The sequence below is a fragment of the Tolypothrix sp. FACHB-123 genome (assembly GCF_014697075.1).
Lineage (GTDB): Bacteria > Cyanobacteriota > Cyanobacteriia > Cyanobacteriales > Nostocaceae > Aulosira.
On the sequence record NZ_JACJRE010000019.1, the window covers coordinates 59575 to 72631 of the forward strand.

The following is a 13057-nucleotide window of genomic DNA, read 5'->3' on the forward strand; positions in this document are numbered from 1 at the left end:
TTATCGTTGAATTTCTCTCACCAAAAAAAATGGCTCTGCTGCTCCTGCGGCGATCGCACTTCCCCAATGCATTGCACGAATCCGCAAGGCTTCTAAGGAGCGAGGATGGGGAAAAGTCCCTAACTCTGTAGCATAGGCAGACATGGCGTATAATTTCTGTTCTAAATAGGGTGTAATATCTACATAGAGATTAGGGATAAATTGCTTTTCAGGATAGGAACCTGCCCATTCAGTCGAAGAGGGTGTTTCGTAACACAGAATACGCTCGACATAAGGCGTACTATAGGGACGAGCCGCAGTTAAAGTAGCTTCCTGGACAATTTGATGATCGCGATTCATATCGCCGCGATGGTGGGTGTAGATAATCTGCGGTTGGATATCTTTGACAACTTTCTCAATCCATTGAGTAATTTCTAGGATAGGTAAGGTATCCAGTTTTTGATCGGCGAAACCCGCAAATAACACCTTCTCCACACCCAGCCTATGGGCGGCTTCGTAAGCATTTTGTCGCACAGAATTAATGGTGTCATCTTCATAGCGAGCCGTACCATTATCGGCAATAATGACAGTGGTAACGCGATCGCCCTCAGCCACATGTCGGGCAATTGTTCCCCCTAAACCGAGAATTTCATCATCTGGATGAGCCGCTACTACTAGAACCTGTTTTGCCATATTTCTCCTTGCTTCACGTATGGGATAGGTAGAACAGAGGGCAGGGGTGCAGAGGAAGCAGAGGAAGCAGAGGAAGCAGAGGAAGCAGAGGGGGTAAATAAATACTTAATGCCCAATGCCTAATGCCTAATGCCTAATGCCCAATGCCCAATGCCCAATGCCCAATGCCCAATGCCCAATGCCCAATGCCCAATGCCCAATGCCCTTATCTCAACTCGCTGTATCGCTTAATGACACTCGTTGCCGTTTCGGTGGTGCCCAGGAATACATCAATATGGCCAAGGCGATTTGTACCATCAATTTCAAATCAAAGAGGAAGCTTTGCTGTTCCATATAATTAAATGCTTCATCGATGATAATTGGCAAGTGTCTTTGGATATAGTCTTCTTGCGCAGATACACCAGCAGGGCAAGGATGATGGTAGGTGATATCTGGATACCAATTAAGATCGGTGATCGAAGCTAGCCCCGGCACAATTTCTAGGGTTAAGCGTTGTTCGGGAGTGTAATATTTTTCTACGAGATCCCAATCTTCTGGACGAGGGCCAATAATTGACATATCTCCAGTTAACACGTTCCAAAATTGCGGTAATTCGTCAATTTTCAGCTTTCTGAGAATAGCGCCTACAGGGGTAATCCGACTGTCATTTTTCTCTGTAATTCTCCGGTCTACAGTGTCACTATTGACATACATAGAACGGATTTTCAGCATATAAAATGGTTTACCGCCTAATCCAGCCCGTTTAGCTTTGTAAAAGGCTGGGCCGGGAGAAGTTAGCTTAACTAATAATGCACCTATAAGAATTAAGGGAGCAAATAATAATAATACAGAAGCCGAAACCGCAATATCAAATAAACGTTTGCTGAGGTAATATAAAGGCTGCTTTTTGCGGTAAATTAAGGTTTTTGGTTCGATTCTGGGTTTAAGTTGCAAAGACATGGCTAGATTCGCCCTCTAAATTAAATAATCAAATTAAGTAAAATCGGTCACACCAGCGAACTAGCACTGGTTAAATACAAGCCTTTTGCTGCTAGTAATTCGCGATAGGCTGAGCTTGTCTGCTCAGCAATGACGGCGATATCAAAACGTTCAATCGCCCGTTGACGCGAGATTTTGCCGAAGCTTTGCCGGAGTTCTGGCTGAGCAATCAGGCGCTCAATTGCCTGGGTGAGTTCTGCCACATTCCCAGGTGCGATTAAGAACCCGTTGACATCATTCTCAACGACTTCGTTGCAACCCGGTGAATCTGTCGCAATCAAAGGTAGCGCCATCGATGCAGCTTCTAACAACACGCGGGGGATACCTTCGCGGTAAGCTGAGGGAAAGACAAAAATATCAGAGATACCTAAAACGACTGGTATATCTCGTCTAGGGCCTGGCCATGTTACGTTTTGCTTGAGTTTGCTTAGTTCGGTGGGAGTCAGAAAATCGAGATTTTCTTTGTCTTCATCGCCTATTAACAAGAAACGTACTTTTGGGTATTGCGTCTGGAGCTTTAAAGCTGCTTCCATAAACTCCAGTACACCCTTGGAACGGATGACACGAGAGATCATGGTGACGACGATTTCATCAGATTGGATACCTAATTCTGTTCTCAGTTGCGATCGCTCTTTCTCACTCACCCTCTGAGGATCGAAAACTTTGGTAGATACCCCAGAACCTAAAATAATCTTGGCTTTTTCCTGAGTAACTACCCCAGTGGCGAGAAATTCCTCAGCGTCGTCATGATTTTGAAAAATCGTCAAATCGCAACTGTGACAAATTAATGTCTGCAACCATTGGTAAATCGTCCAAGTAAGTTTAGTTTTCCAGTTATCTCTGGCGTAGAGGGAACCTAACCCCGTCACAGTCCCGACAATTACGGGAACACCAGCGATTTTAGCGGCTAAACGACCCCAAATGTCGGGTTTTTTATCAAAAGCGTGGACTACCTGCGGTTTTAACTGCCAAAACAGAGATACTAATTGGATGACACTGATAAAATCTGCGATCGGGTTCACCCGGCGATCGAGATGATAGAGGTTATATGCAAAACCAGCTTTGGAGAATTTCTCTTGTAGCAATGGTTCAGAACCGATCGCACTCACCTGAAAGTCTGTTTTGAGCAAATCCATTAACTCTATTCGCGCATCTACATCGGGGCCGCCCAAAATAGCGACTTTTGGTAATGAATTCATCTTGTTTACTCCTTGAAGCTTGATTTTGCGTGAGTTAGCTTCTTCTCCCACTCCAAAGCTGTTCCCACAATTGCATCCAGGCGATCGTATTGCGGCTTCCATCCCAACAGTTTACGAATCTCCTCTGATGTCGCTACCACACAAGCTGGATCTCCCAAGCGTCTTGGTGCTTCAATTACCGGGAAATCCACTCCCGAAAATTCCTTCACCTTGGCTATGACTTGGCGCACGCTGTAACCATGTCCATAACCGCAATTCAACACCCGACTTTTACCCCCCGTCTGTAAATACCGCAATGCATCGATGTGCGCCGTTGCTAAATCTTCCACATGGATATAATCGCGAATGCCTGTACCATCAACTGTGGGAAAATCAGTACCAAAGATACTCAACGAGGGACGTTTACCTAAAGCTGCTTCACAAGCCACTTTAATTAAATGTGTTGCATTGGGAGTAAATTGACCAATCCGCATTGCTGGATCGGCACCAGCTACATTGAAATAGCGTAAAATTATATATTGTAATTCTGAAGCTAATCCATAATCTTGAATCATCCACTCACTCATTAATTTCGAGCGTCCATAGGGATTAATGGGGATGGTGGGAAATGATTCTGATACTGGACTTTCTTCCGGACTGCCATATACGGCGGCGGTACTAGAAAATACTAATTTTTTGACGCCAAAAGTTTGACAACAACGCAATAAATTTAAGGTATTACGAGTGTTATTTGCATAATAATCTAAGGGCTGGGCAACAGATTCAGGAACCACTGTACTCGCAGCAAAATGTAAAACTGCTGCAAATTGATTTTGGGCAAAAGTGCGGTACAAACTCTCGATATCTGCTAAATCTCCGACTACCAATTTTCCCGACAGCACCGCAGTAGCAACACCTGTAGAGCAGTTATCATAAACTACTACGTCATACCCTGCTTCTCCTAGCTGGCGCACTACATGGGAACCGATATAACCCGCTCCCCCAGTGATGAGAATTTGATGTGTCATAGATTTTCACCCCGATCAATTAAATGCAACCTAATAATCTAAATAGTCAAGTCATTTGTCATTTGTCATTGGTAAGAAGTTTTCTTAAGAGTCAACAGTCAACAGTCAGTAGGGGCGGGTTTATGGGAGATCTTCATGAATCAGTGAGGATATCTATGAACCCGCCCGTACAACAGTCAACAGTCAACAAAATTTATATTCTCCTTATTCACTTTTATTCCTTGTTCTAGTAGTCCCTTCGCTACCAGTAGAGATGAATTATTTTGATTATCTGTCGCTGTGTGGATGTTGCGCTCAGCATCTACTACTAATAAATTATTTTTAATAGTAGAAAATTTGATTAGCTCATCAAAGATAGATACAGCAAATTTAATAAACCGCTCTACTTGCGCATAGGAATTATTGGGAATGCGTTTATGTCCCCTGGTTAAAGTTCTCTCAATCAAAACCGCTTCTTGCTGCTGAAGATAAATCGCCACATCTGGCACAGGAATTAATTTAGCAAAGGTTGCTAAATCTTGGCTATTAGGTTCCACAGAAACATGGACAAAGAGGTAATGGGCTATATGTAATGTCCCTTCATCCAATAAAATAATTTCTTGTGGATAACTGAGATGCTGGATGATTTCATAAACCCCCAGGTTTCTCAGAAAATTCCTGGTAATCATGATTTTTTGTACCAGGTTTATTGTACCAGGTAGATTACTAATAATCTTGCTAGCAAATAGATATAGTTTAAAGTTTCTGTAAAGTTTCAGCCAGCAAGCAAATAATGCCAACAAATCTACAATAAACCTTTGCCAGAAATAGCTTTTAATCCCATTGAGGCGAAATTTTTGCAAGACAAAGTCATCACCTGTAACAGCTGCAACGCCCTGTTGTTGGCAAACTTGGAGTAGATGCTTAATTAATGTAGATTTACCTGCACTTGTACAGCCAATTAATTCAATTTGCATGATGTTTGTCAATGGTCAATGGTGATGGGGAATTTCTGATTTTTTTTCTCTGTTTGATGAGCTTGCTGATAATGGTGGCGATAAACTGCTTCATATCCTTGATGCATGGCGGTTAAGCTGAATTTTTCTTCTACGAGTTGTCTACATTTTTGACCAATTTCTGCTCTTTGAGAGGCGGACATTTGACGAAACCGGGTTATTTCTTCAGCAAATCCAACTGCATCGTCAGGATGAATCAAAGGTACAAAATCGACGCCATCAGCAATTTCTCGGTGTGGTGGGATATCCGATAAAATTACGGGACAGCCACAACCCATTGCTTCTAAAACTGCTACGGGAAGTCCTTCCACCCAAGAGGTAGAGACAAATAAATCGGCGTTGGCTAAATGCTGATATACCGCTTCTCTGGCAATTAATCCGGTCATTTTGATGCGATTTTCTAACTGACGATTGATCATTTCGGCGATGAAGTTAGATTTCATGGCACCATCACCTATTAATAGTAGGTTAATAGTGCGATCGCTAATTTCTTGAAAAATTCTCAAAAGACATAGCGGATTTTTAACTTTGATTAATCTCCCAATAGATATAACCATAAAATCTTGGGTGACATCATCATTTTTTAGAGTTTTTTCACGCTCTACTAAAACGCGATCGATTCTAGATAAATCCACACCATTCTGCACAATTTGTAACTTTTTACCGCCTAAATTTTTGAGAAATTTTGGCAAGCTTGTAAAAGAAGCATGACTACAAGGTATGACTTTTTTAAAAGTAGCAAATATGGGAATAATCAGCAGACGATTTCTGGGTTTTAAATTTGCGTAAGAAGTGTGAATTGTATAGACGGTTGCATCAATGAACTGCTGATATTTACCAAAAATAATCATCCCTAACAGCAATAATATGCCAGTAGGTACTGCATGGGCATGAATCGCATCATATTCTTGATAATCTAAAGCTGCTTTGAGAGCGCGAAAGAAACCAATCAAAGTATTATCGCCCTCAAAAGTAGCAATTTCTGAAGGAATTTTTTTCGCTGATTTATAGTAAGTACAAATAGCGATGTTGCGTTTATCCATCATCGGTAGACAATGGTCATTAAATTGACTATTAGTATCAGTTACCGAAATAATGATATGCAATATATTCAGGGGTTTATTGTGCTGATTCATCATCTAAATTCCTTACCTAAGCACCAAGTAGCCATTTAAAACGTTCGTAATTTTTTCTCATCAAAGGCGTGAGTTTCAGCCGAAAAACTGATGGTGTAGTTTGTTGATAAATACCAACTCGTCTGAGGGTGTAAGGATTTAAAGGAATTCCCGAACGCTTGGGTGTAACAACAGCACCGCGATAACCAGCTTGTTCAACTAGTTGAATTACTTCTGTATTCAGTTTTCCGCGCGGGTAGCAAAAAGATACAACTTCTCGTCCTAATTTCGCCTCTAAATCCTGACGAGAACGAGTGATTTCTTCGATACATTGCTCCCGCGATAGACTAGATAATTCCGGATGGGTACAGGTGTGAGAACCAAATTCAATCCCATAATCCAGCATTTCTTGTACTTGTTCCCAAGTCAGCAATTTATACAAACTTTGTTCATAATTGTTGGAAATTTTGGGAACATCCCAGTAAAATATCTGGTCTGTATTGATATAATCTGATACTAGAAAGATAGTGGCGACAAATCCATATCGCTTTAAAATTGGGAACGCCAAATGGTAATTGTCTGCATAACCATCATCAAAAGTAATAATGACAACTTTTTCCCCCTTTTTCACAGGCTGAAGCAGAAATTCTGCTAAAGTCAGAGAACGATAGCCTTGTTTTTTTAACCAGGCTAGTTGATTGTCAAAATCAATTGTGCTGACAGCTAAGGAATCTTTACGTTCTTGATTGACACTGTGATAAGCCAGAATTAACGGCCAATCATAGTCAATATTTTTGTTATTTCTCTTGTCTTGATGTAGCATCATTTGCTGATTCATAAAAAATCAAAAATCAAAAATTTCAAATTTGCTTGATTGAGTTTTCGTGATTTAATACATATCGCTTAAAGATACTCTTAGTCCGCGATAGATAATAATCTCTAAATAACGTACCACTGACAACAGCTAAACTAAAAAATAGCCATGTTTGCTTGCGCCATTCCCAAGTTAAAGTAGAAGCACCTATCGTCCAAATTATTAGTAAAGTCAGCCAAAACATTGAGTGAACTTTTGGTTGGCGCAATGCTAAATAACAAACCAATAGGAAGATAGCTAAAAACAGCAATAAGCCAATTCCACCAACTTCTACCAAAACGGAAATAAACGAATTATGGGCTACTTTACCTAGACTATTAGTTGTGCGAATTGCACCTAAACCTACCCCTAGAAATGGATGTTGTAAAAACGAAGCAAAACCTTCTCGCCAAATAATTAATCGACCATTGAGGTCACCTGATGTGATTTCACTACCAGTACTTTGTAACCGCAGAAACAGTGTCTCTGGTACAAAAAACTGTAAACTAAATACGACTCCAGAAAATAAGATAATTAAAATAATCCTAGTAGATACTTTAAGACGTTTAAAAGAACTTAAAATCAGCAAAATGGTAGGTAAAGTACAAATTAAAGCTGTTCTAGTTCCAGTTAAAATAATCCCTATCAAAGCTGCTGGGATAAATATATAGTTAATCAGTTTCCACCAATGAGAATCTTGATTATTAGTTGTAGAAGCCAGATACCAAGCAATTGGTATACCTAATGCCATATTAAAGCCACTATCATCAGGCTGAAAACCTGTAACGGCGAAGCGTTGATAATTTCCTCCAGTATTATTAGTTAAAAAGTTAAATAAGGTGAATATAACGGCTACATATACGCCTAGCACATATGCTTGTAACCCATTTTTTAAGTTAGTAAATGTGGTATATGTGTCCCAAATTAGCAGAGTTAATCCTAATCTTTGAATGTAACTAAATAGAAAACTAAATGATTTAGTAGGCTCTACGCTCCAAAAAACAGAAGCTGCATTCCAGGCGATAAAAATTAAAAATAAAATGTGAAAAGCATGAAGTTGACGAAAACGACCGCTAGTCACAATCGCAATTAACCAGCAAGCGCCAGCAAATAATTCAACAAAGTTATTCAGTTTTCCTAAAACAGGAATATCAATGGCAAATTCCCAAGGAAGGAGAAAAATTACTAGCAAAGATAACCGATAAATAAACCGTCTCATGATTAGCTCGCAAACAGAATGTTGATATATTGATTGACAACTGTTTCTAATTCAAAAGGACGCCAACTTTCCACAGGTGCTGGTGGGATTTTATCGACTAGAACCTTTTCTATAGCTTGAGCTATTGCATTGACATCGCCAATTGGTACTAGTTGACCGTATTGTCCATCTTTGAGAATTTCTCGCGCACCACTGAGACAATCTGTTGCCACAATTGGAATACCACAATAAAGTGCTTCGATTAAAACTGTGGGTAAACCTTCCCATCGAGAGGAAAGGACAAAGACGGAGGCGCGAGTCATATATGCATAGGGATTTTTCACAAAGCCAGCGAGACTGACATCATTTTCTAAACCCAACTGTTTGATTAAGTCTTCTAGCGCGTTTCTATCTGGCCCTTCGCCCAAAATTAACAATCTGGCTGTTTGAGTTCGCCGTACTTGCGCAAAAGCTTGAATCAGGGTAGGAAAATCTTTCTGGATAGTAAGTCTACCCACAGCTATTATCACTGGCGGTTGTCCAGGCGCAAACCAAGGATGTTCTAAGGAAGCTTGGGCTTTTTGTTGCAATTCTGGCGTAACAACGGGATTATAAATAATGTCAATTTTTTGGCTATTTAATCCTATCGCTTGGCTTAAGTCATCTGCTACTCCCTGAGCATTACCAATAATTAAATCTGCCCAAGGATAGAAATTTTTCACAAACCAAGGAATTAATTGCTGGCGTTTTTGTGATGAATGTTTTGATGTTAGAGAAATGGTATTTTGTTCGTTGACTATGACTTTTTGGGGAATTTTGGCGAATTTTCTCGCCCAGAGGGCAACTATATTAGCATAGTCTAATACTGATAGTAAGGCATAAGGTTTTTCGCGGCGCAGATAACCGATGAGTTTTGGGAGACTGCTTAAGACTCGCGATGATTTGAGATTTACTAAGCGTACATTGGGGGGAATTTCATCTAAATAAGGCCCTTCTGGTCGCGCTAAGACTAAATCTACGGGGTAATTTTTATCTGCAATTCCTTGGGCGAGTCTTAACATTGAGCGTTCAGCACCGCCTTCATTCATGGAAGGAACAAAAATAGCTAATCTTTTTTCTGTGGTATTCATATTTGGGTTTGTCATTGGTCATTTGTCATTGGTCATTTGTCATTTAGTTTGGTGCATTTACTGATTTGCTTGATTTATTTTTGAAATGCTAGTCTGGCTAATTCTAATATTTTAAATATTAAGGTGCGTGCTGTTAATAAAATCATCATGACATAGCTGAGGAAGCCAATAGAGATGTAAATAAATAGACGATAAGGTAATTCGATTTCTGTCGCTATGGTTTTAACTGCAAAAATGGCGATTAGCATGAATGCTGAACTAATCAATGGTGCAGCAAATTGCAAAAGATAGGTTTTAAAATCAATTTTGATTAATTTATGTACTAACCACAAAGATGTGGGATATAGCAAGTAGCCAATGGCCACTAAAACACCAGCAACAGCGACAATTCCTAGGCGAACAACTGCCAAGAAACCCAGGACATTACAGATGGTGTTAAGTAGCATAATTTTGAATAGCCAAGCAGGTTGACCAGTGGCTTTAATGACGCTGTTATTAAAGTAGGAAATTGAGAAGAGAATGCCAATTAATGACAATATTTGCATGATGGGGACGCTAGCAGACCACTTAGCCCCAAATAATAAGGCTACTAGTTCGGGAGATAAAGCAGCGACGGCGAGGAAGATAGGAAAAGAAATTAAACTTGTATATTGGGTGACTTGATAAAATGCATTTCTGATGCGGATTGGCTCATGTTGCATCCGCGAAAATGTTGGGAATGCTACTTGAGTTGTGACTCCTGTTAGGAGCATGAAAATTACTGAGATGATGCGGTAAGCAATGGTGTAATATCCTAAGGCAATTGGCCCTAGAAAATAACCGATTAAAAAGTCATCGAAGCGCCGATTAACAACTTCTAAAATTTTAATGCCGACGACATTAAAACCAAAGCTGAATAGGTCGTGAAAATGTTTTTTAGAGAAGCGAAATCCTGGTACCCAATTACTAACTCGCCACAAAACTAAGGTAGCGACTAAACTTTGCACGAGGGTTTGAGTCACTAAACTCCAAACACCAAAACCGGAAAACGCCATGCTGACACCAACTATTCCCCCGACAAATGCTGAGGCTAAGGAACGGATTGTGAGGCTTTTAAAGGCAATTTCGCGCCGGAGAATACCTTTTTGGGTACTACTTAGGGCATCAATTGGTAAACTCAATGCCAGCCACATGATTACTGGTACTAGCTGGGGTTCCTGAAATAATCCGGCTATTGGTTTAGCTATGGCGATCGCAATTCCTGCAAGTAAAATCCCAGATAGTACGCTAGTCCAGAAGGCGGTATCTAAATGTTCTGGCTCTAGATCCTTGCGTTGGACGATCGCATCACTAAAGCCTTGATCCATGAAAATCTCAATAAAGGCGGTGAATACTGTCGCCATAGCCACCAACCCAAATGCTTTTGGTTCTAATAACCGTGATAGAAGGAGGAAGGTGACAAACGAAATAACCTGCATCCCCCATTTTTGGGCGATTGACCAGACAATTCCTTTGGTTGCTTTCTGTTCGAGAGTCATCTGATTGTTGCAGGTAATTTTTCTAGTTTGGTGTCTAAGGAAATCAGCATTTCATCTACTATTTGGGCTGGAGATTTTTGCTGGGTATCAAATTTTAAGATTGTGGTTGAGCTATTGTTAGCTATTTGGGTAATTATTTGTTGATAAGTTTGGCGATAACGTTCTAAAAATTGAAAGACTTCTGCTGGGGGTTTGTCTTTAACTTCGTGGTAGCGATCGCGCTTTTGAATTCGTTCTCTTAAGGTTGGATTTGGGGCATCGAGCCAGATAATAATATCTAAGGTATTTGTCCAATTATTCAGTAAGTTATTCCAGATTTTCTGAAATTTTTGGCTGTGGGTGATATCGGGGCCAAATTCTTGCAGTGCAGCTAGTCTAAAGATTGGGCCGTGGTCAAAAATTGTGGCGAAATGTTCGCTAGATTTTTGTTGGGCTAATCCTTGCAGCCATGCTTGTAAGTAGATGAGGGAGCGCATTTCTCCATTGTTCAACCATCGGCTATGACGGTAATTTTTGAGAAAGGTTGGTAGTAGGGAAAGGGTGTTATTTATCCAAAAGGGAATTTGGTTAATTTTGTTGATTTGTACCCCTAGTTGTATGTTTTGTTTTTGTTGGTATAGGGTTTGGATTAAGGTTGTTTTACCTACGCCTGCGACTCCGACTATTTCTATTACCAGGGGTCTGGTTTTTTGAGTGAGATTGTTCATAATGGTTGTCTGGGAGTTAATTGGGGTGGGGTTTTTATGAACCGCAGAGACGCAGCGAAAAGTCTGAGCGGAGGTTTCCTCCGATCAGAACTTTTCAAGACAGAGGGCGCGGAGAGAAGAGAGAAGAAATATTGAGATGTTTTGATTAAAGTATTGACCAAATTAAAGATTTTAATTCGGCGATCACTTCTTCTTTGGAACGGCTAGCATCGATGACATGGGCTGGTGTTTCTTGCCAATCTAATTGCCAAATTTCTGTAGAACGGGGTCGAACGTGGCTTTCTTTTTCTGTGGTTTTGCGTTGAACTGCAATTTCTGGATCTAATTTCAGAACTATTAATAAGTCGGGGAGAGTAATATATTGATACCAATGTTGTTCTAATTGCAGTAAGAATTTGCGAAATCCATTCATTTGACTAGGATCTACTAGCCGTTCGATTTGGGGGCCATCCATTAATTTGATTTGGGGGATGGGAAAGCGATCGCAAATTACAATCCCGCCATTGGTAGCAAAGCGTCGTGCTTTGGCATAATGGAGATAGCGATCGCGTGCTGCACATACTTCCCATAACAAGGGTGAATAGTTGGTTTCTGAGTCTTGTTTGCTAAATGCTGTGGAGATTATGCGGACTATTTTTAATAAACCTCTGATGAGTACGGTTGTTGCAGACCAAGGTGGTTTACCTAAATGTACTTGCATGGTTTCAAAGTCTTTAGATAACCAGCTATATAGTTGATCTATGACTGTTGATTTCCCCGCACCATCGCCACCAACTACAGCAATCATGACGCCACCATTGGTCAAGGATTTTTTGGGTAAATCTTTGACGATGCGTCGTTTCATTGCTCTAAGAAATCGCCGCCAAACTTTTAAATAAACATCTGAAATATGACTGCGGCGAGCATGAGCTTGTAATTGTTTTTGGATTTTATGCCCTAGTTGAATGCGCTCCCAAACTGGGTAATTAGTTTGTAATGATTGCACGCAGGTGCTAAATAATTCGGCATCAATATAAGGTAAATGTTGATTCAATATGCCATAAATTTGAATCCAGTCTACCCGCTCTTGTAAGTAGGCTAATTCATTCCGAGCGCTTTTTGGTAAATCGGCTTGACGACCGAGAATTGCATCCCATGTTGAATATTTGAGAATCATCCGAATCACAAACACAATGAATTCATATTCTGCTGTGGGAGTTCTAAATAATTCTCCTTGGGTGACAGAGGCGAGGAATTGTTTCTCTATTGGGAGGCGATAATTTTTTGTGCGATCGTGACCAACAATTAATTGATAATGGGCATGAACATGGACTAATTTATCTGCATCTGTATCATAGCCATAGTAGTCTATAACGCTGGGCATTTGTTCGTCTTTCGGGGCTTTGGCTTGTTTAAAACCAAAATGCCACAAAATTTCGGTGAATTTTTGTATATCTTCCCGACCTACTAGTAAATCTAGATCATTTTTCCCATTCGCAGAACGATCTAGGGCGTTATTACTTTTCCAATGACAATAATTAATTCCAGCATTTTCTAATGCTTGGCATAACTGGGCTACAAGTTTTAAGGTTGATTGTTCTTGTCTATATGTAATTTCTAACATCTAATTGATTTCCCTGATTTTTTACCAGATATTTTATTGAATTAATGCTGAATATTGCTATTACTAGTTAATATTCAGCATGT

The 13057-nt window shown here is 40.2% G+C and carries 12 protein-coding genes; all 12 read right to left on the reverse strand.

What is annotated here, in order from left to right:
- The 12 genes from H6G41_RS14655 to H6G41_RS14710 all read right to left on the reverse strand — a co-directional run bounded on the left by H6G41_RS14655 (window position 1) and on the right by H6G41_RS14710 (window position 12974).
- Window positions 1–672, reverse strand: a complete 672-nt coding sequence (locus H6G41_RS14655) for a PIG-L deacetylase family protein (RefSeq protein WP_190746912.1) — start codon at window positions 670–672, stop codon at window positions 1–3.
- 210 nt (window positions 673–882) lie between these two features.
- Window positions 883–1611 carry a sugar transferase gene (locus H6G41_RS14660; protein ID WP_190746913.1) on the reverse strand — a complete coding sequence of 243 codons (729 nt, stop codon included), beginning with the start codon at window positions 1609–1611 and terminating at the stop codon, window positions 883–885.
- Window positions 1612–1658: 47 nt separating this feature from the next.
- Complete coding sequence (locus H6G41_RS14665; protein WP_190746914.1) at window positions 1659–2849, reverse strand: glycosyltransferase family 4 protein; 1191 nt, start codon at window positions 2847–2849, stop codon at window positions 1659–1661.
- A gap of 5 nt (window positions 2850–2854) precedes the next feature.
- A complete protein-coding gene (galE, locus tag H6G41_RS14670; RefSeq protein ID WP_190746915.1) occupies window positions 2855–3856 on the reverse strand; it encodes a UDP-glucose 4-epimerase GalE in 1002 nt (333 codons plus the stop codon).
- Between the two features lie 176 nt (window positions 3857–4032).
- Window positions 4033–4812 (reverse strand): hypothetical protein, encoded by a 780-nt coding sequence (locus H6G41_RS14675; RefSeq protein ID WP_190746916.1) that lies wholly within the window; start codon window positions 4810–4812, stop codon window positions 4033–4035.
- An 8-nt stretch (window positions 4813–4820) separates the two neighbouring features.
- Window positions 4821–5990: a glycosyltransferase family 4 protein gene (locus H6G41_RS14680; protein ID WP_190746917.1), complete on the reverse strand. Its 1170-nt coding sequence runs from the start codon at window positions 5988–5990 to the stop codon at window positions 4821–4823.
- Window positions 5991–6003: 13 nt separating this feature from the next.
- A complete protein-coding gene (locus tag H6G41_RS14685; protein WP_190746918.1) occupies window positions 6004–6804 on the reverse strand; it encodes a polysaccharide deacetylase family protein in 801 nt (266 codons plus the stop codon).
- A gap of 22 nt (window positions 6805–6826) precedes the next feature.
- Window positions 6827–8038, reverse strand: a complete 1212-nt coding sequence (locus tag H6G41_RS14690; RefSeq protein ID WP_190746919.1) for an O-antigen ligase — start codon at window positions 8036–8038, stop codon at window positions 6827–6829.
- Between the two features lie 2 nt (window positions 8039–8040).
- Window positions 8041–9162, reverse strand: coding sequence for a glycosyltransferase (locus H6G41_RS14695; protein WP_199316175.1), 1122 nt, complete (start codon window positions 9160–9162; stop codon window positions 8041–8043).
- A 59-nt stretch (window positions 9163–9221) separates the two neighbouring features.
- Entirely contained in the window at window positions 9222–10664 is a 1443-nt protein-coding gene (locus H6G41_RS14700) for an MOP flippase family protein (RefSeq protein ID WP_190746920.1), read from the reverse strand.
- A complete protein-coding gene (locus H6G41_RS14705) occupies window positions 10661–11371 on the reverse strand; it encodes a deoxynucleoside kinase (RefSeq protein WP_190746921.1) in 711 nt (236 codons plus the stop codon). Before H6G41_RS14705 ends, H6G41_RS14700 begins: the two co-directional genes overlap by 4 nt.
- 145 nt (window positions 11372–11516) lie before the next feature.
- Entirely contained in the window at window positions 11517–12974 is a 1458-nt protein-coding gene (locus tag H6G41_RS14710) for a hypothetical protein (protein WP_190746922.1), read from the reverse strand.
- Between the last annotated feature and the right edge of the window lie 83 nt (window positions 12975–13057).